This window comes from Marinibacterium sp. SX1, from assembly GCF_050389775.1.
Lineage (GTDB): Bacteria > Pseudomonadota > Alphaproteobacteria > Rhodobacterales > Rhodobacteraceae > Marinibacterium.
Map to the genome: position 1 here is coordinate 77968 of NZ_CP177144.1, position 17875 is coordinate 95842.

Consider the following 17875-nt stretch of genomic DNA (forward strand, 5'->3'; position numbering starts at 1 on the left):
ACCGGCCTGTGGTTGGTCCGTGACTTCGCATTGCCGGCCTTTTGCTGGCCCATCGTTATGCCACCCCGTTGTTGCCGGCCCCAGATCCGCCATTATCGCCCCCTGGTCCGGCGGCATCCGCCCCTCGCCCGCGCAACTGGCCACCACTGTCGCCGCCCAAGCCCGCTGCCTACGTTCGTGGTCGGCAAGTCCCGCCCGGTGACGTCCCAAGGCGCTCACCACCAGAACACCCGGCCCGACTGCGCTCATCGGCCACCAGAAAATATCGAGCCCATCGGCCCCAGGCCCTCGCCGGACCCATCGCCCCCGCCCCATCCCGCACCAATCGGCCCCCGGCCCTCGCCGCACCCGTCGACCCAAGCTCATGCCGCACACACCGGCCACCATCACTCGCCGCACCCATCGGTCCACGCCCCCCACCGGCCAACGGCCACCGTCACACGCCACCCCAAACGCCTGAAAAACCGGCACCCGAGCACTGCCCCAAAACCGTCGCATTCTCCCCCAACTCGCGCCCAGAACCCCCGCCATAACACGTCCTGTAGCTGCATATGGCTTCACCCGGCGCCACGTCTTAATAGCCCCCACCCAGTGCGTGGCGCCGGGGCACTCCCTCCCCCGACCCGCTGGCACTTGGCATTCCAACACCGCCGCTCTAGGGTCCGCCCGTCACAGCGAGAGGGAGCAACCGATGCGCGACTTTCACCAACCTGGCCGATCCGCCGTCTTTGCCACCGACGGCATGGTCGCCACCTCTCACCCCCTGGCCGCCGAAGCCGCCCTGGACCTGCTCAAGCGCGGCGGCAATGCCATGGATGCCGCGATCTGCGGGGCCGTTCTGCTGGGCATCGCCGAACCCCAGATGACCGGCATCGGCGGCGATTGCTTTGTGCTCTACAGCCGGCCGGGCGAAGGCGTCACCGCCGTGAACGGCTCGGGCCAGGCCCCCGCCGCCGCCTCGGCCGCCGCCCTGCGCGACCAGGGCCTGAGTGCCGTGCCCGAATACAGCGCCCATGCCGTCACCGTGCCCGGCGCGATCAACGCCTTCTGCCACCTGTCCGAAACCCAGGGCAAGCTGGGCCTCGACGCCATCCTCGCCCCTTCGATCCACTACGCCGAGGCCGGCATCCCCGTCGCCCCGCGCGTGGCCTTCGACTGGCCCGGCGACGCGGCCAAGCTGAAGGGCGCGGCCCGGATGCATTACCTGGTCAACGGCAAGGCCCCCACCCCTGGCATGCTCTTCAACGCGCCCGGCCAGGCCGAGGTCCTGCGCCGCGTGGCCCGCGACGGCGCCCGGGCCTTCTATGAAGGCGAGGTGGCCGAGGACATGCTGGCCGTGCTGAACGCCGAGGGCGGGCTGCACACGGCCGCCGATTTCGCCGCCGTGTCGCACCGTTCGGATGCGCCGGTCCGCGGCCGCTACAAGGCCCGGGACCTGATCGAGCATCCGCCCAACGGCCAAGGCGCAACGGCCATCCTGATGCTGAACATCCTGTCGCGCTTCGACATCGCCGGGATGGATCCGTTCGGCGCCCAACGCGCCCATCTCGAAGCCGAGGCCGCCAAGCTGGCCTATGACGCGCGCAACCGGTTCATCGCCGATCCCGACCGCACGACGGCCCTGGCCCACATGCTGTCGGACGACACCGCCGACCGGCTGGCCGCGCTGATCGACCCGAAACGCGCCATGGCCGCCGCCGCGCCGCTGACGGAATCGGTGCACAAGGACACGATCTACATCACCGTCGTCGACCGCGACCGCATGTGCGTGTCGCTGATCTATTCCATCTTCCACGGTTTCGGCTCGGGCCTGGCCTCGGAGAAATTCGGCATCCTGCTGCAGAACCGCGGCGCCGGGTTCACCCTGGCCGAAGGACACCCCAACGAGCTGGCCGGTGGCCGGCGGCCGATGCACACGATCATCCCGGCCATGCTGGCCACGGGCGACCGGGTCGACATGCCCTTCGGCGTGATGGGCGGGGCCTACCAGCCCAACGGCCACGCCCGGGTGGTGTCCAACATCGTCGATTTCGGCATGGACCCGCAGGCCGCCATCGACGCGCCCCGGGCCTTTTCTGACGAAGGCGAGATGAAGGTCGAACGGGGCTATTCCGACGCCGTGCGCGCCGAGCTGGCCGCGATGGGCCACAATGTCACGGTTCCCGACACGCCGATCGGCGGGGCCCAGGCCATCCGCATCCTCGACAACGGTGTGCTCGAAGGCGCCAGCGACCCCCGCAAGGACGGCTGCGCCATCGGCTACTGACCGGGCGCCACACCCGTAGGGCGGGTTTTCAACCCGCCGCCCCGGCCGCCTGTGGCCGGGGCCTCCCCGCCCGCAGGCGGCACCACCGGTTCAGTCAATCAGTTCAGCTGGAAGTGCAGCGGGTAGGACCCGTCTTCGAACGGGCCGAACATGTCCTCGATATCGGGATGGTCGACCGGCTCGCCCGAGTAATCGGCCACCAGGTTCTGCTCCGACACATAGGCGATGTAATAGGTCTGATCATTCTCGGCCAGCAGGTGGTAGAACGGCTGTTCGCGCACGGGCCGGCTGTCCTCGGGGATCGATTCGTACCATTCCTCGGTGTTCGAGAATTCCGGATCGACATCGAAGATCACCCCGCGGAACGGGTGCTTGCGGTGCCGGACGATCTGTCCCAGATGATATTTCGCGTTCTTCTTCAACATCAGCCATGCCCCTAGCGCCCGTTTCTAGTGGCCACAAGGCGCCGTGTCTAATGCCTCGCTAAAATTTTGCGGGAAACACATTGTGGCCCTACGATTAACGCACTGGTTCCAAACGCGGAAAACCGGCCCGGGCGGGATTGCACAAATTCTCTGCAACAGGGCGGGCGGACATCAGCCGGCAACAATGGAAATGTGATTCCACATTTGTGCCGATTCACGTAAAATCACCGGTAACAAACAAAAGACCGAGCAGTCAGATCATGAACAGGTTCCCCTACGCCCTGGGCGTGGTGCTTTTGCTGGTGTCGTGCAGCACAGGCTACAAGACCCCGCCCGCCAATCTCGACAACGCCTGCAGCATCATCGCGCAGCGTCCCGAATACATGCGCGCCTTCCGCAAGGCCGAGCGCAAGTGGGGCGTGCCGATCCACGTGCAGATGGCCACGATCTACCAGGAGAGCAAGTTCATCTCCAACGCCCGGACGCCGCACCAATATGTGCTGGGCGTGCTGCCCGTCGGGCGCCAAAGCTCGGCCTATGGCTATGGCCAGGCGCTGGACGGCACCTGGGACGAATACCGCCGGGTGACGGGCAACCGCGGGGCCAAGCGCCACGACATCAAGGATGCCACGGATTTCATGGGCTGGTATTTCAACCGCACGCTCAAGACCAACGGCATCCCGCTCAGCGATGCGCGCAACCAGTACCTGGCCTATCACGAAGGCCATTCGGGCTATGCCCGGGGGTCCTACAAGGCCAAGTCCTGGCTGGTGCGCGTGGCCAACGAGGTCGACAGCCGGGCCACGGTCTACGGCCTGCAACTGGCCGATTGCCGCCGGCGCTAGGCGCCGGGACGGGGCCTCAGAACAGCATGCCCGCCGGGCCAAAGCGCTCGCGGTAGAGCGCGATGTCGCGGCGATAGACCCGGCGCACAAGCGAGATGGTCTCGTCATCGTAAAGCCCGGCCGGGTCGGGCACCTCGCCGGCGGCCTTCATCCGGGCGATCTCGGTCCCCGGCACCCGGGCAAAGCCGCCCGTCACGCGGCGCAGGGCCGATGTGTCGTGGCCCAGGCGGTCGCGGGTATCCAGCACCTCGATCCCCCGCTGTGCCAGCCGGTCACGGGCCTGGCCGAATTGCTCCAGGGCCAGGTAATCGTCGTAGTCGCGCAGCAGCAGGAAATCGACCTGCGGGCGCCAGTGGCTGTCCATCTCGTCAGGGGCCTGGCCGGCGACATGGCGCAGGAAATCGGCAAAGCTCAGGGCCTGCACCCGCCGGGCCAGCGCGGCCCGGCCCCGGGCCCGGTGAAACCCGCGGGTCAGGGGCGGCAGCAGGTTGCGCAGGTGGCGTTCGCCGCCGACGATCTTGTCGAGGTAACACGAGGCCAGCCGGCGGAACGGACAGCGCAGCACGACAAAGGAATGGGCGCAGGTGGCGATGAATTCCTGGCTGGCCACGAAGGTCGGGTTGTTGGCATGGATCCAGTCGACATCGCCATCGGGTGGCAGGTGTCCATTGGCCACGGCCAGCGAGAAACGCAGGGTCGAACAGGCATTCTTGGGGATGAAGGTATAAAGGCTCTTCTGCCGGTAGAAGGCAAAGGCATGGTCGCGGGCAAAGCCATAGGCGGCGTTGCGGCCCAGCTGGCAGTTCTGGTCGGAGGCAAAGTTGAGCACATGCATGGCGGGCGGTCCCGGGTCCGGTGGGCGGCGCTGGATGGCCGCCCCCGCCGCCGGGTCCTCCTGCCCGGCGGGGCCGCTGTCGCGCCTGTTGCGCTCTATTAACTACCGGTTGGTGGCATTCCGTCGCAGCGTGGTCGAAAACAGCCGGTCGGACAGGTCCATCCCGGTTTCCAGCCCGCCCAGCAGGACGGTGGTCGTCGTGCCCGACCCGTCGTGGATCACCCATTTCCGCAGCTCGATCGGGGCGTCGGTGAACATCAGCTCGATCCGGCCGTAGTCGGGATTGTCGGGGTCCTGGGCGGTGACGATCGTGGCAGTGCCGTCATAGGCATGGCCGACAACCATGTTGGCCCGGCCCAGGTCGACCTGCGGCGCCAGGATGATCGACAGCGGCGTGCGGTTCAGCGGATAGGTCTCGGCCGGCTGGTTCGACTTGGGATCGACGATGACCACCGACCCGGCCCCGGCAATGACCTGGGCGGCATTGGGCGGATCGTATTCGAACCGCGCCCGGCCCGGCCGTTTCAGGTAGAGCTTGCCGGTCGACAGCGACCCGTCATCGCTGACCTGGGTGAACGGCGCCTGCGCCGTCGTCATCCCGTTGAGATAGTTTGACAGGGCGTTCAGCGAAAGCTTCTCGGCGGCAGCCGGTCCGGCAGCGGCACAAAGCGCCGCAGCGGCGGCAAGGAAATGGCGGCGTTTCATCATGTCCTGCATCTAGGCATTTTTTCTCCCGGCCCCAAGCGGGACTTCGGAAATGTGAAACGCACACCCGGCCCGGCCGTTCCGTATGGATACTTGGAAAGAGAAAGAAGCAGCAGGCGGGGCGCGGGGCGATACCGTTGGTCCCCTGCCCGACCTGCTGCTTCTTTCTCTTCTCAAATATCCGGCCGGACGCCGGCCAGGGGGCGCGCCGTGGCTATTGCTGCTCGGGCACCAGGATCTCGCGTTTGCCGACATGGTTGGCCGGCGAGACGAGGCTTTCCTCTTCCATCTGCTCGACCAGGCGCGCGGCCTTGTTGTAGCCGATGCCCAGCTTGCGCTGGATGTAGGAGGTCGAGCATTTGCGGTCCTTGATCACGATCTGCACCGCCTGATCGTAGAGCGCATCCTCGCCGTTCGTATTGCCACCCAGGCCCAGCACCGCGTCGATGTCGCTTTCGCGTTCCTCGTCGGGGCCTTCCAGCACATTGGCCATGTAGGTCGGGGGGCCATAGGCCTTGAGGTGGTTGACCAGGTCCTCCACCTCTTCGTCCGACACGAAGGGCCCGTGGCAGCGGGTGATTTTCGCACCGCCCGCCATGTAGAGCATGTCGCCCATGCCCAGAAGCTGCTCGGCGCCCATCTCGCCCAGGATCGTCCGGCTGTCGACCTTCGAGGTCACCTGGAACGAGATCCGGGTCGGGAAGTTCGCCTTGATCGTGCCGGTGATCACGTCGACCGACGGCCGCTGCGTGGCCATGATCAGGTGGATGCCCGAGGCCCGGGCCATCTGGGCCAGGCGCTGGATGCAGGCTTCGATCTCCTTGCCCGCGACCATCATCAGGTCGGCCATCTCGTCGACGATGACGACGATATAGGGCATTTTCTCGGGGATGATCTCTTCGGTCTCGAACACCGGATCGCCGGTTTCATCGTCAAAGCCCGTCTGCACCGTGCGCGAGAAGGTCTCGCCCCGCGACAGGGCGTCTTCGACCCGGGCGTTGTAGCCGTCGATGTTGCGCACGCCCATCTTGGACATCTTGCGGTAGCGCTCTTCCATCTCGCCGACAGTCCATTTCAGCGCGACCACGGCCTTTTTCGGGTCGGTCACCACCGGCGACAGCAGGTGCGGGATGCCGTCATAGACCGACAGTTCCAGCATCTTGGGGTCGATCATGATCAGCCGGCATTCGTCGGGCGTGAGCTTGTAGAGCAGCGACAGGATCATCGTGTTGATGGCCACCGACTTGCCCGAACCGGTGGTCCCGGCGATCAGCAGGTGGGGCATCTTGGCCAGGTTGGCCACCATCGGCTCGCCGCCGATATCCTTGCCCAGGGCCAGCGGCAGGCGCATGTTGGTGTCGCCGAAATCGCGGGCCGCGAGGATCTCGCGCAGCACGACCATCTCGCGCTTGTCATTGGGCAGTTCGATGCCGATGACCGACCGGCCCGGCACGGTCGAGACCCGCGCCGAGAGGGCCGACATCGACCGGGCGATATCGTCGGCCAGGCCGATCACGCGGCTGGCCTTGAGGCCCGGCGCCGGTTCCAGTTCGTACATGGTGACCACGGGGCCGGGGCGGACCGAGACGATCTCCCCTTTGACGCCGTAATCGTCCAGCACGTTTTCCAGCATCCGCGCATTTTCCTCCAGCGCCTCGTCCGACAGGTGGTGGCGCTGGATGCTGTCGGGGCTGGTCAGCAGGTTGAGCGGCGGCAGTTCATAGCCCTGGTCCTGCTCTTCGAAGGTCAGGCTGGGCTGGGCCTCGGCCTGGGCGCGTTTCGACGGCTGGGGCGGCTTGCGCACGGGGTTCTGCACGACTTTCTTCGGCTCGGCCACCGGGATCGGGGCCGCGGCACGGTGGACGGGCACGGCATCCCCGGGCGCCGGGGCGCGGGCGTCTTCATAGCCGGTTTCCTCGTCGGCCATGTCGTTGTACCCGGCTTGAGCATAGGCCGCATCCTCGTACCCGGTCGGGGCATGGGCCGCATCGTCGTACTCTGCCGGGGCATAGGCCGCATTGTCATGGCCGGCCGGGGCGGCGGTGCGGTCACCCGCGTCGTCATGGGCCATCGGCGCCGGCGCATGGGCCTCGGGCGCGGGCGGCACGGTCCGGGCCGATGCATCCTGGGTGGCCCAGGCATGATGGCCGATGATCTCGGCCGTGTGGGTGTCTTCGACCTCGGCAAAGCGGGCTTCCTCGACCGGCGCGTCAGGAGCCATGGGCGCCGACATGCGCGGCTGGGTCGTGGGCGCGGCGGGCACAACCGGGGCCACGGGCGCGGCGACAGGGGCCGAGACCGGAGGCGTGGCGGCGCGGGGCGCCGTGGCCGTCAGCGGCGGCTCGGGGCGCAGGCCGCCGGGCGCCGGCGCGCGGTGCGAGAGCGGCGGTTCGGGCGGCAGGGCAACATCATCCTCCGCCCATTGGGCGGGCGTCTGCTGTTCCGGCTGGACCTCGGCCCATTGGCCCGCAGGCACGGCGGCCATCGGCGCGGCAGGCACTGCAGCGGCGACGGGGGCGGCCACGCGGGGCGCGGTGTTGACGATCAGCGGTTGCGGCCGGCGGCCCCGCCCCCGGGTCAGGGGCTTGGTCGGATCATCGAGCGGGGCGACGGGCTCGCCACGCTGGACGCGGCTGCGCACGACATCGGCGATCTTGGCGCGGATGCGGTCGTCGGAATAGCCGTCGCCGTCCAGCTCGCCGGGCCAGGCTTCGATCAGCTCGGGCTCGGGTAGGTCCTCGGGTTCGGGCTCGGGCTCGGCCCGGCGGATCAGCGAGGGCATGCGCGACAGCAGGCCGCCACGCTCGGGCTGGGGCGCGGGCCGGGGGGCCGGCGCCGGAGCCTGGACATAGGGGTCGTGATGGCCGGTCGCGGGATCGGACCATGCGTCATCCTGCGGTGCCTGCGGCGCTTCGGGTGCCCATTGGGTGGACGGCGCAGGGGCCGGGCGATGCACCTGCGGGGCCGGGCGTTCGGCCGCCTGTGGCACCCTTTGCAGAGCCGGTTCGGGGGCATGGTCCTGGCCATAATCGGGCGCGTAATCGGCGCTGTAATCCGGCGCATATTCGGGCGCCCGGGGCATGCCGGCTGTCGCCGGCGCCTGGGGAATGGCGGCTGCCGCCGCCCGGGCCGCGTCCTGCGCCACTTGCGCGGCTTCGGCCTTGCGCTGCGCGCGCATCTCGGCGCGCATGCGGGCGGCTTCGGCTGCGCCGCGCGCACCCTTGCCCAGCACCGACAGGATCGCGCTGTAGCCCATGACGATGCCCAGCAGGCACATACGCAGGATGCGGTTGAGCTCGATCCGGGTGAAGCCCATGACGAAGAAGCCGATGAACAGCGTGCCCAGCCCGGCGACCAGCGAGGTCAGCTTGACGGCGAAATGCGAGCCCACGGGCAGCAGGGTCAGCAGCGCGCCCATGGCCGTGTCACCGAAAAGCCCGCCCAGGCCAAAGCTGTGGGTCGCCCGCCATTCCGGCCCGGGCACCAGCGTGGCGGCATAGATCGACAGGACGGCCACGGCGATCGGCGCAAAGATCAGCCGGCCGACGGCCCGCTCTTCGCCCCGGTGCAACAGAAAGCGCAGGCCCCAGGCCAGGAAGATCCCGGCAAAGCCCAGGCTGCCCCATCCCACGACCATGAACAGCGGCGCGGCAATCGACGCGCCCGGCCGGCCCAGCCAGTTCTGCACCGGCGCATCGGTCGAGACCATCCAGTTCGGATCGTCGGGCGTGTAGGACAGGATCATCGCCATGGCGGCGAGGCCCAGCGCGACAAGGGCGATGCCGATCAGCTCCTTGCCCCGGCGCTCGATGGCCGCCTGCATGCTGCTGTCCAGGAGCGGATCGCGACTGCGGGTATTGTATGCCATGCCTGACCTCGGTTCTTATCCGTAAAGGCAGTCGCGAAGCCGGATCAGCCCCCGCTGCATTTCGTCTTTTGGGGCCACCATGGCGACCCGGATATAGCCGGCGCCGGGATTGGCACCGTCCACGGTTTGCGACAGGTAGGCGCCGGGCAGGACCCGCACGCCGGTTTCCGTCCAGAGTTTCAGCGCCGCCGCCTCGCCATCCTCGACCGGCAGCCACAGGAAGAACCCGGCCTGGGGCGAGGCATAGCCCGGCACGCCCGACAGGAGCGCATCGGCGATGTCGTATTTCTCGGCATAGAGCCGGCGGTTCTCGACCACATGGGCCTCGTCGGCCCAGACCCGGGCGGCGGCGGCCTGCAGCGGCCCGGGCAGCGGCGCGCCGGAATAGGCCCGCAGCTGTTTGAGCCGGGCCATGTTGCCCGCGCCGGTGGCCACGAAGCCCGAGCGCAGCCCGGGCAGGTTCGACCGTTTCGACAGCGAATGGAAGGACAGCAGACGGTCGGGGTCGATGCCCATCTCGTCGGCCACCTGCATCGCGCCGACGGGCGGCGCGTCGCGGTAGATCTCGCAGTAGCATTCGTCGGCGAAGACCCGGAAATCGTGCTTTTCGGCCAGGCCCAGCAGGGTCTGCCAATAGTCCCGCGGGGCCACCGCGCCCTGGGGATTGGCCGGCGAACAGACATAGGCAATGGCCGTGCGGTCCAGCAGTTCGGCCGGCAGGCCGGCGAAATCGGGCAGGTGGCCGGTCTCGGCCGTGGCCGGCACGAAATGCGGCCGCGCACCGACCGAAATCGCGGCGACCATGTAGACCTGGTAGAACGGATTGGGCGCCAGAACGACAGGCTGGCCGCCGTTCTTGGTTTCCGGGCAGAGCGACATGGCCGCGTTGTAGAGCCCCTCGCGCGTGCCGTTCAGCGTCAGCACCTGGGTGTCGGCATCGCGCGTCACGCCATAGCGCCGCTGGATCCAGGCGCTGATGGCCTGGCGCAGTTCGGGCGTGCCCTCATTGGCCGGATAGCTGTTGAAGCCTGCCGCATTCTCGACGATCACATCGGTAAGCCATTGGGGAAACGCATGTTTCGGTTCACCAATGGTCATGTGCACCACGTCGCCGCCCGGCGCGTGGGGATCAAGAAGGGCCCGCAAACGCGGGAAAGCGTAAGCCGGCAGGTTCGAAAACCGCTCAGGAAAAATCATCTGCATGCCTCGGATCGGGGTCGTATCCGCCCCGTTACGCAAAAGGATACCGACGCCCCGCCGATCCGTCCAGAAAAACGGGCGCGACAAGGCATTATTGTGACATTCAAGCCATGCGGCGCGGCCAGGCGCCCCCTGCCCTGCCCCCCGATTTGCCCGTGCCGGAGCGCCGCAAACGGGCGCACGGGGCCCCTTGGCCCCCGGCCGATGGCGCCCCGCGACCGATCGACGCCCCGGCCAGACCGGCCGCGTCAGGCAACCGGCGTGACCGACCGGCACCCTACCCGGCCCGCCAGTTCCGGCGACGAGCGGCGCCGGTCAAAGCCGGGCCCGACTCGCCAGTCCAAGCGACCAGCGCCCTTGATCGAAAGCCAGAGCCGCCGGTTCAGGCAACAATGCGTCCGATCAATGCGCCCACCTGCCGGATCAGGCGGCCAGCGCGGCCTCGGCGGCCAGGCCAAGGCGCAGCAGGGCGTCTTCGCTGCCCGGCCGGCCCATCAGCGTCACCCCGCAGGACGGCGTGCCCGTCGGCAGGGTCAGGGCGCACAGGCCCATCAGGTTGCCGATCCGCGTGTTGCGCAGGGAAATCAGGTTCTCGGTCCGGTAATATTCGGCATCCTCGTTCAGCCGCCGAAGGTTGGGCGGCAGGTTCGGCGCCGTCGGGATCAGCACGGCATCGAAAGGCGCCGTGGCCTCGGCCCAGATCGACCGGTACCGCTCCAGCTCGGCCCAGGCCGCGACGTAATCGGGCGCCGAGTACTCGGCTCCGGCCCGGAACCGGGCCAGGATCTGGGGATACATAAGGTCGGGCGCGGCCTCGATCACGTCGCGCCAGAGGCCATAGGCCTCGGTGGCATACAGCGCGCCGGACAGGGTCATGGCCTGGGTCAGCTCGGGCACGTCCAGCGGCACCATGCGCGCGCCGGCGGCCTCGATCCGGGCGCGGGCGCTGTCAAAGGCCGCGCCGGGGGCGTCGCGCAGATCGTCCTGGGCCACGGTCCCGAGCACGGCGATGCGTGTGCCCGACAGGTCGGCGCCGGCCAGGTCGGGCGCCCGGCGGCCTTCCATCGCGGCCAGGGCCAGGGCGGCATCCTCGACCTTGCGGGTCAGCGGGCCGATGGTGTCGAACCGCGGGCAGAGCGGCACGATGCCGTCCAGGCTGAGCCGGCCGGTCGTGGTCTTGAGGCCGACGAGGTCGTTCCAGGCGGCCGGCACGCGCACCGATCCGCCGGTGTCGGACCCGATGCCCAGCGGGGCCAGGCCAAAGGCCACCGAGGCCGCCGCGCCCGAGGACGACCCGCCCGGCACGGCCTCGGGGTCGTTGACATTGGGCGGGGTGCCGGTGACCGGGTTGTAGCCCAGGCCGGAAAAGGCCAGTTCGGACATGTGGGTCTTGCCCAGGCAGACCATGCCCATGCGCGTGGCATTGCGCAGGACCGGGGCGTCGCGGGCCGGGATGCGGTCCTTCAGCAGGGCGGTGCCGGCTTCGGTGGCCACGCCGGCAGTGTCGACCAGGTCCTTCCAGCTGGCCGGCACACCGTCCAGCGGCGACAGGCGGCGGCCCTCTTCGGCCCGTTTCCGGGCCGCCTCGGCTTCGGCCCGGGCGCGGTCATGGGTGACGCGGGCATAGATGGCCGGAGCATGGGCATGGCCGTCGATGGCCGCCAGGCAGGTCTCGGCCAGGTCGACCGGGTCGATCCGGCCCGCCGCAATGTCCCGCCCCAGCGCAACCGCGCTCATCGTCAACCAGTCCTGCATGTCGCACCCTCTTTCTGCGTTGCAGAGACGGTAGCGACAGTGTGGACCGTGGACAATCCCGAAGCCATGGCCATATTGCGGGACATGAACACGGATTACGATGTGCTGATCGTCGGCGGCGGGCTGACCGGCCCGGCGCTGGCCCTGGCGCTGGCCCAATGCGGCCTGCGCTCGGTGGTGATCGATGCGGTGGCCGCCGATGCGCTGGGCGAGCCGGGGTTCGACGGGCGGTCCTATGCCCTGGCCCTGGCGTCGCAACGGCTGCTTTCGGCGCTGGGGGTCTGGCCGGCGGTGGCCGGCGAGGCCCAGCCGATCCTCGACATCGCGGTGTCGGACGGCCAGGTCGGCCAGGGCCCCGGACCCTTCGGGCTGGCCTTCGACCATGCCGAGATCGAAGACGGGCCGATGGGCTACATGGTCGAGGACCGCCACCTGCGCCCGGCCCTGCTGGCGGCGATGGAGGCCGAGCCGCGGGTGAACCTGATGACCGGCGCGCGGGTGACCGGCCAGTCGGTCGAGCCGGGCCGGGCCATGGTCGAGCTGGCCGATGGCCGGCAGCTGAGCGGGCGGTTGCTGGTCGGCTCGGACGGGCGGCGCAGCGGCACGGCCCAGCGGGCGGGGATCGGGCGGTTGCAATGGCGCTACGGCCAGACGGCACTGGTCTGCGCCCTGTCGCACGACCGGCCCCACGACGGCGTGGCCCGGCAGATCTTTCTGCCGCAGGGCCCGCTGGCGATCCTGCCGCTCAAGGGGAACCGGTGTTCGATCGTCTGGAGCGAGGAAACGGCGCTGGCCGCGCGGATCCAGGCGATGCCGCCCGAGGATTACCTGACAGCCCTGGCGCCCCGGTTCGGCGATGTGCTGGGCGGGCTGTCGCTGGCCGGCAAGCGGTTCACCTATCCGCTGGACCTGACGCTGGCCCGGCGGATGGTCGATGACCGGCTGGCCCTGGTGGGCGATGCGGCCCACGGGGTGCACCCGATCGCGGGCCAGGGGCTGAACGCCGGGCTCCGCGACGTGGGCGCGCTGGCCGAGGTGCTGGCCATGGCCTGCCGCCGAGGCGAAGACCCGGGTGCCGCGGATGTTCTGGACCGCTATGCGCAATGGCGCCGGGCCGATACGGTCAGCCTTGCGCTGGCCACGGATGTGTTCAACCGGCTGTTCTCGAACGACAATGCCCTTCTGCGCCTGGGCCGTGGCCTGGGCATGGGCCTGGTCGGCGCCCTGCCCTCGCTGCGCCGCGGGCTGATCCGCGAAGCCGCCGGGGTGGCGGGCGACGTGCCGCGACTTCTGAAGGGCCAGCCCCTGTGAGGACGTGCAGGCCGGATATTTGAGAAGAGAAAGAAGCAGCAGACCGGACGCCGCCTGCCCGCCGCAGGGACGGGGCGCCAAGGTTGCTGCTTCTTTCTCTTTCCAAATATCCCGTTGGCCGACCGGCCACCGGCGGATCAGCCGAGTTTGCGCGCCTCGTCCACCAGCATGATCGGGATGCCGTTGCGGATAGGGAAGGCCAGCCGGGCGGGTTTCGACACCAGTTCCTGGCGCGCCGCATCATATTCCAGGACGGTCTGGGTCAGCGGGCAGACCAGCGTTTCCAGCATCTGGCGGTCGGTGTCGCCATGGCGGCCCGTGTCGTTGTCGCCTTGGGGTTTCACCGGCTTGTCGCTCATTGCAGCCGCTCCTCGGCCCCGCCGCGCAGGGCAAATTCGATCAGCGTCACCAGCGTTTCCCGCCGGGTCGGCAGCGACGGCGCTTCCAGCAGGGCCTGCTTGTCCTCGGGATCGAAATCCAGAAGCATCGACAGCGAATTGACCAGCAATTCATCCTCGGCCTCTTTCAGCGTGTCCCAGTCCGTCGACAGTTTCTGGGCCGAGAAGAACCGTTCGAGCAAGCGCAGGAAGCCCGGCCGGTCGAACCCCTGGTCCTCTTCCGTCTCGCCCAGGTCGCGGCCGAACCCGTCCCAGCTGACATCGCAGCGCCGGTAGGGCGTGAACCCCTCGACCTCGCGCAGGACGCGGAACCGCGACACGCCCGTCAGCGTCACCAGGTAACGCCCGTCCTCGGTTTCGGAAAACTGGGTCAGCCGCCCGGCACAGCCGATGGTGTACAGCCCGGTGCCGGCCTCGCGCCCGGGCACCTCGTTGGGCTGGACCATGCCGATCAGCCGTTCGGGGGTCTTGAGCGCATCTTCCAGCATCTGCAGGTAGCGCGGCTCGAAGATATGCAACGGCAGGCGCGACCGGGGCAGCAGCAGCGCCCCGGGCAAGGGAAAAACGGCAATCGTCTCGGGCAGGTCCGTGGGCTTGATCATGGCGTCACATCTAGCCCTGTCGGGCGCTCAGGCAAATATCATCGAGCTCAGCTTGCGCCGCCCGTTCAGAACCACCGGATCGTTCGCCTTGAGCGCGTCGAAGATCGTGAAGAGCTGGGCCTTTGCCGCACCGTCGTTCCATTCGCGATCGCGCCGGAACAGGTCGAGCAGCTGGTCGACGGCCTCCTCCACCTGGCCGTTGGCATGCAGCGCCAGGGCCAGGTCGAATCGCGCCTGGTGATCGTCGGGCGTGGCATCCACCGCTGCCGTCAACTCGGCCAGCGGGCCGGCACCGGCGGCCTGGCGGGCCAGTTCCAGCTGGGCATGGGCGGCTTCCAGCGGGGCCGAGGCGGAAATCTCGGCCGGGGCGCCGTTCAGCACGGCTTCGGCCTGGTCGAGGTCATCCATGGCGATATGCGCCCGGACCAGGCCGCCGTACGCCGCGGCATGGTTGGGGTCTTCGCCCAGCACGGCGGCAAAGGTCTGGGCCGCGTCCACGGCCGCACCTTCGGCCAGCATGGCCTCGGCGGCCTCGACGGCATCATCCAGCCCGGCGCCCGGCGCCTCGCCGCCCGATGCGGCAATCACCCGCTCGACAAAGGCGTCGATCTCGGAGCCGGGCAGCGCGCCCTGGAACCCGTCGACCGGCTGGCCCTGCCAGAAGGCATAGACCGTGGGGATCGACTGGATCTGCAGCTGGCCCGACAGCATCTGGTTCTCGTCGACATTGATCTTGACCATCTTCACCGCGCCCTTGGCGGCGGTCACGGCCTTTTCCAGCGCCGGGCCAAGCGTCTTGCACGGGCCGCACCAGGGCGCCCAGAAATCGACGATGACGGGCACGGTCTGCGACTGCTCGACCACGTCGGCCATGAAGGTCGCTTCGCTGCTGTCCTTGATCAGGTCTTCCGCGGGGGCGCTGCCTGCGCCCGACATCAAATCCATCATGTGCCTCATCTCCTTCGCGCTTGCCCCCTATATGACGGCGCCCGGCCGGGAAACCAAGGGGGCGCGGTGCATCGCCTCGGCTCTTGGGCCGCGCTGCCACGCCGGGGCGCATGTCTCGCCCGCCGCCCGGGCTTTTGTCCGGGCCGGGGCGGTGCTATCGGCAGGGGATGAAAGCCTTCCTGGTCGATACCGTGGCAACGGTGCTGTTCTTCACCTGCCTGGCCGCATTCAGCGAGCTGGTCATCGCGGGGATGGAGCCGCGGCGCGTGCTGGTGGCCCGGCTGATCATGATCCCGGTGATGATCCTGACCGCCCGGCCCTACGGGCTGTGGCGCGACCTGCTGCTGCGCCGGATCGCCCCCCGCCGGGCCCTGGGGCGCACCCTTGTCGATACGGCCGCCTTCCTGGGCTTTCAGGTGCCGGTCTATGCCGCCACGCTGGCCGTGGCCGGTGCGTCGCGGGCCGAGATCCTGGCAGCCTGCCTGTCGGGCACCCTGCTGATGCTGGTGATCGGCCGGCCCTTCGGCCTGTTCCTGGACGGCGTGCGCCGGATGGCCGGAACGACAGCGCCCGCGCAGGGCGGATGACCTGCGCGGGCGCGGCGGCCCCCGGCCCGGCATGGGCCCGGTGGCGGTCGGGTCTGGCCCGGATCAGGCCCGGATCAGGCCGGCGGCAGCGGTGCGCAGACCAGCGCGCCCGAGTCCAGCGTCGACAGGGCATAACCCGCCGGACAGGTCGGCTCGCCCGCCTTGCCCTCGTAGGTGGGCTGCAGGTAGACCGGCTCGGGCTCGGGCTGCGAACAGGCCGCAACGGCCAGAAGAAGAGCGCCGGCGGCGAAGTGGAACAGTTTCATGATCTGTGTCCCCCGTTTGGTTTCGTACACGTGACCAAAGCCTAGGGCGCGCGGCGCGGCTGCCAAACGGTTTCCCGATTTGCACCTGTCCATCGGCAGAGGTCAGCCGGTCGGGGCCGGTTTCCGCCGGCTTGACGGGCGGTTAGCGGCAGCAGAGGTCGGGTTCAGCCGTCCCTGCGCCGGCCGAGGCGGCGCATCTGAAAGCCGGTCTTGTCCTGCGTGAACCCGGCGGCGCGGTAGAATGCAAGTGTCGATGGCCGGGTCGACCCGGTCATCAGCATGACCTTGTAACAGCCTTCGGCCCAGGCCCGGCGGGCGGCGTCGTGCAACAGGGCCCGGCCGATCCCGCGCCGGCGGTGCTCGGCATGGGTCACGACGTTTTCGATCAGCGCATAGGGCGCGGCGCTCCGCGAGAGGTTGGGGATGACAACCAGCGTGACCGAACCGACCAGCGTCCCGGCGCCCCCGGCCTCGGTCGGGTCCGTGTCTTCGGCCAGCAGAACGGCACTGCCCGGGATGACCACCAGCCGGGCCAGCGCGTCCCGCGCCTGCTTTGGGTCGGCGGGCAGGTCGTCGGGGTTGAGATGCCGGTAGAGATCGAGGAGGCGCGGAATATCCGCCTCGCCTGCCGACCGGATGGTCAAATCACCGGTCATTCCCCGTCGCCCTCCATGCGCCCGCCGGCCCACCGCCCTTGCCCAAAGGCGCGTCGGGCGGGTGGGACAGGGCCGGATATTTGGAAAGAGAAAGAAGCAGCAGCGTGCCGCCCCCTTCCCACCCGACGCTCATGGGCGGCAGGCCCGGCCATCCCTTGGCCGCGTGTGCGCCGGATGAACAAGGGCACGCGCTCCTGCTTCTTTCTCTTTGAAAGTATCCACGCCGTAGGCAAGGCCGGTCCCACCGGCCTTTCTCCGCCCCGTCCGCCGGGCACATCCGCCGGGCCGGTGCGGACCCGCAACACAGGGCCGGGTAGCCGCGCCCCGAAAGGCTGCCGGCCGGCAAGCCCCGCCCCGACCCCCTTTTGATGTCATATGGCACACCGGATGCCCCATTCCCGGGGCACCCGCGCCGTCACAGGTCGAAGCTGGCAAAGACCGGCGCATGGTCCGACGGCTTTTCCCAGCCCCGGACCGCGCGCAGGATGCGGCTGCCGTGGCCGGCGTTGGAAATATCGGGCGTGGCCCAGACATGATCCAGCCGGCGACCCTTGTCCGCCGCATCCCAATCGGGCGACCGGTAGGACCACCAGGAATACAGATTGCCCTCGGGAATGTCCTGCCGGGTGATATCCACCCATTTGCCGGCGTCCTGGGTTTCGCCCAGGTGTTCGACCTCGATCGGCGTGTGGCTGACCACCTTGAGCAATTGCTTGTGGTTCCAGACATCATCCTCGCGCGGGGCGATGTTGAGATCACCGACCAGGATGGCCTTTTGCGGGGTCTCTTCCCGGAACCAGTCGCGCATCTCGGTGAGGTAATCCAGCTTCTGGCCGAATTTCTCGTTCACCTCGCGGTCCGGCTTGTCGCCCCCCGCCGGCACGTAGAAATTGTGGATCGTCACCCCGTTTTCCAGCCGCCCTGCCACGTGGCGGGCATGGCCCAGCCGGGCGAAATCGCGGTCGCCGGCGTCTTCGATCGGCAGTTTCGACAGGATAGCCACCCCGTTGTAGCCCTTCTGCCCGCGGGCCACCATGTGCTCGTAGCCCAGGGCCTTGAACAGCCCGAAGGGAATCTTGTCGACCGGCGACTTGCATTCCTGCAGGCAGAGCACGTCCGGCCCTTCCTCGCGCAGCAGCTGCGTGACCAGGTCCGCCCGCAGGCGGACCGAATTGATGTTCCAGGTGGCAAGGGTGAAGGGCATGGCA

General features: G+C 68.8%; 16 protein-coding genes. 4 read left to right on the forward strand and 12 right to left on the reverse strand.

The window, feature by feature from the left end; translation table 11 throughout:
- Window positions 1-691: 691 nt before the first annotated feature.
- A complete protein-coding gene (locus tag ACK3BB_RS00375) occupies window positions 692-2266 on the forward strand; it encodes a gamma-glutamyltransferase family protein (protein ID WP_428926752.1) in 1575 nt (524 codons plus the stop codon).
- 98 nt (window positions 2267-2364) lie between these two features.
- Here ACK3BB_RS00375 and hspQ read toward each other — a convergent pair whose 3' ends face one another.
- Window positions 2365-2691 carry a heat shock protein HspQ gene (hspQ, locus tag ACK3BB_RS00380; protein WP_428926753.1) on the reverse strand — a complete coding sequence of 109 codons (327 nt, stop codon included), beginning with the start codon at window positions 2689-2691 and terminating at the stop codon, window positions 2365-2367.
- Window positions 2692-2951: 260 nt separating this feature from the next.
- On the opposite strand from hspQ, the gene ACK3BB_RS00385 reads away from it, so the two are divergent.
- Complete coding sequence (locus tag ACK3BB_RS00385; protein WP_428926754.1) at window positions 2952-3536, forward strand: lytic transglycosylase; 585 nt, start codon at window positions 2952-2954, stop codon at window positions 3534-3536.
- Window positions 3537-3552: 16 nt separating this feature from the next.
- On the opposite strand, the gene ACK3BB_RS00390 is transcribed toward ACK3BB_RS00385, so the two are convergent.
- From ACK3BB_RS00390 to ACK3BB_RS00410, 5 genes are all read right to left on the reverse strand, one after another.
- Window positions 3553-4371: a sulfotransferase family 2 domain-containing protein gene (locus tag ACK3BB_RS00390; protein ID WP_428926755.1), complete on the reverse strand. Its 819-nt coding sequence runs from the start codon at window positions 4369-4371 to the stop codon at window positions 3553-3555.
- Window positions 4372-4473: 102 nt separating this feature from the next.
- Window positions 4474-5076: a LolA family protein gene (locus ACK3BB_RS00395; protein ID WP_428928788.1), complete on the reverse strand. Its 603-nt coding sequence runs from the start codon at window positions 5074-5076 to the stop codon at window positions 4474-4476.
- A 214-nt stretch (window positions 5077-5290) separates the two neighbouring features.
- The gene (locus tag ACK3BB_RS00400; RefSeq protein WP_428926756.1) at window positions 5291-8944 is read right to left on the reverse strand and encodes a DNA translocase FtsK 4TM domain-containing protein; all 3654 of its coding nucleotides are present in this window, start codon (window positions 8942-8944) and stop codon (window positions 5291-5293) included.
- A gap of 15 nt (window positions 8945-8959) precedes the next feature.
- Complete coding sequence (locus tag ACK3BB_RS00405; protein WP_428926757.1) at window positions 8960-10141, reverse strand: aminotransferase class I/II-fold pyridoxal phosphate-dependent enzyme; 1182 nt, start codon at window positions 10139-10141, stop codon at window positions 8960-8962.
- A 426-nt stretch (window positions 10142-10567) separates the two neighbouring features.
- Window positions 10568-11899, reverse strand: a complete 1332-nt coding sequence (locus ACK3BB_RS00410; protein WP_428926758.1) for an amidase — start codon at window positions 11897-11899, stop codon at window positions 10568-10570.
- An 84-nt stretch (window positions 11900-11983) separates the two neighbouring features.
- On the opposite strand from ACK3BB_RS00410, the gene ACK3BB_RS00415 reads away from it, so the two are divergent.
- Window positions 11984-13210: a UbiH/UbiF/VisC/COQ6 family ubiquinone biosynthesis hydroxylase gene (locus ACK3BB_RS00415; RefSeq protein WP_428928789.1), complete on the forward strand. Its 1227-nt coding sequence runs from the start codon at window positions 11984-11986 to the stop codon at window positions 13208-13210.
- A 137-nt stretch (window positions 13211-13347) separates the two neighbouring features.
- On the opposite strand, the gene ACK3BB_RS00420 is transcribed toward ACK3BB_RS00415, so the two are convergent.
- From ACK3BB_RS00420 to ACK3BB_RS00430, 3 genes are all read right to left on the reverse strand, one after another.
- The gene (locus tag ACK3BB_RS00420) at window positions 13348-13500 is read right to left on the reverse strand and encodes a Trm112 family protein (RefSeq protein ID WP_428928790.1); all 153 of its coding nucleotides are present in this window, start codon (window positions 13498-13500) and stop codon (window positions 13348-13350) included.
- A 65-nt stretch (window positions 13501-13565) separates the two neighbouring features.
- Window positions 13566-14210, reverse strand: a complete 645-nt coding sequence (locus tag ACK3BB_RS00425) for an LON peptidase substrate-binding domain-containing protein (RefSeq protein ID WP_428926759.1) — start codon at window positions 14208-14210, stop codon at window positions 13566-13568.
- A gap of 27 nt (window positions 14211-14237) precedes the next feature.
- Window positions 14238-15158, reverse strand: a complete 921-nt coding sequence (locus ACK3BB_RS00430) for a tetratricopeptide repeat protein (RefSeq protein ID WP_428926760.1) — start codon at window positions 15156-15158, stop codon at window positions 14238-14240.
- Between the two features lie 167 nt (window positions 15159-15325).
- On the opposite strand from ACK3BB_RS00430, the gene alaE reads away from it, so the two are divergent.
- Window positions 15326-15745, forward strand: a complete 420-nt coding sequence (gene alaE / locus ACK3BB_RS00435; RefSeq protein WP_428926761.1) for an L-alanine exporter AlaE — start codon at window positions 15326-15328, stop codon at window positions 15743-15745.
- Between the two features lie 74 nt (window positions 15746-15819).
- Here the strand turns inward: alaE and ACK3BB_RS00440 are convergent, their stop codons facing one another.
- The 3 genes from ACK3BB_RS00440 to ACK3BB_RS00450 all read right to left on the reverse strand — a co-directional run bounded on the left by ACK3BB_RS00440 (window position 15820) and on the right by ACK3BB_RS00450 (window position 17871).
- Window positions 15820-16011, reverse strand: coding sequence for a hypothetical protein (locus ACK3BB_RS00440; RefSeq protein WP_428926762.1), 192 nt, complete (start codon window positions 16009-16011; stop codon window positions 15820-15822).
- A gap of 164 nt (window positions 16012-16175) precedes the next feature.
- On the reverse strand, window positions 16176-16667 hold the full coding sequence (locus tag ACK3BB_RS00445; protein ID WP_428926763.1) for an N-acetyltransferase family protein: 492 nt from the start codon (window positions 16665-16667) through the stop codon (window positions 16176-16178).
- Between the two features lie 415 nt (window positions 16668-17082).
- Window positions 17083-17871 (reverse strand): exodeoxyribonuclease III, encoded by a 789-nt coding sequence (locus ACK3BB_RS00450; protein ID WP_428926764.1) that lies wholly within the window; start codon window positions 17869-17871, stop codon window positions 17083-17085.
- Window positions 17872-17875 lie beyond the last annotated feature (4 nt).

Excerpts from the sequence above, each read along its gene's own strand:
- ACK3BB_RS00375 (WP_428926752.1), top strand. The coding sequence starts at position 692 with ATGCGCGACTTTCACCAACCTGGCCGATCCGCCGTCTTTGCCACCGAC.
- hspQ (WP_428926753.1), bottom strand. The coding sequence starts at position 2,691 with ATGTTGAAGAAGAACGCGAAATATCATCTGGGACAGATCGTCCGGCAC.
- ACK3BB_RS00385 (WP_428926754.1), top strand. The coding sequence starts at position 2,952 with ATGAACAGGTTCCCCTACGCCCTGGGCGTGGTGCTTTTGCTGGTGTCG.
- ACK3BB_RS00390 (WP_428926755.1), bottom strand. The coding sequence starts at position 4,371 with ATGCATGTGCTCAACTTTGCCTCCGACCAGAACTGCCAGCTGGGCCGC.
- ACK3BB_RS00395 (WP_428928788.1), bottom strand. The coding sequence starts at position 5,076 with ATGAAACGCCGCCATTTCCTTGCCGCCGCTGCGGCGCTTTGTGCCGCT.
- ACK3BB_RS00400 (WP_428926756.1), bottom strand. The coding sequence starts at position 8,944 with ATGGCATACAATACCCGCAGTCGCGATCCGCTCCTGGACAGCAGCATG.
- ACK3BB_RS00405 (WP_428926757.1), bottom strand. The coding sequence starts at position 10,141 with ATGATTTTTCCTGAGCGGTTTTCGAACCTGCCGGCTTACGCTTTCCCG.
- ACK3BB_RS00410 (WP_428926758.1), bottom strand. The coding sequence starts at position 11,899 with ATGCAGGACTGGTTGACGATGAGCGCGGTTGCGCTGGGGCGGGACATT.
- ACK3BB_RS00415 (WP_428928789.1), top strand. The coding sequence starts at position 11,984 with ATGAACACGGATTACGATGTGCTGATCGTCGGCGGCGGGCTGACCGGC.
- ACK3BB_RS00420 (WP_428928790.1), bottom strand. The coding sequence starts at position 13,500 with ATGCTGGAAACGCTGGTCTGCCCGCTGACCCAGACCGTCCTGGAATAT.
- ACK3BB_RS00425 (WP_428926759.1), bottom strand. The coding sequence starts at position 14,210 with ATGATCAAGCCCACGGACCTGCCCGAGACGATTGCCGTTTTTCCCTTG.
- ACK3BB_RS00430 (WP_428926760.1), bottom strand. The coding sequence starts at position 15,158 with ATGATGGATTTGATGTCGGGCGCAGGCAGCGCCCCCGCGGAAGACCTG.
- alaE (WP_428926761.1), top strand. The coding sequence starts at position 15,326 with ATGAAAGCCTTCCTGGTCGATACCGTGGCAACGGTGCTGTTCTTCACC.
- ACK3BB_RS00440 (WP_428926762.1), bottom strand. The coding sequence starts at position 16,011 with ATGAAACTGTTCCACTTCGCCGCCGGCGCTCTTCTTCTGGCCGTTGCG.
- ACK3BB_RS00445 (WP_428926763.1), bottom strand. The coding sequence starts at position 16,667 with ATGACCGGTGATTTGACCATCCGGTCGGCAGGCGAGGCGGATATTCCG.
- ACK3BB_RS00450 (WP_428926764.1), bottom strand. The coding sequence starts at position 17,871 with ATGCCCTTCACCCTTGCCACCTGGAACATCAATTCGGTCCGCCTGCGG.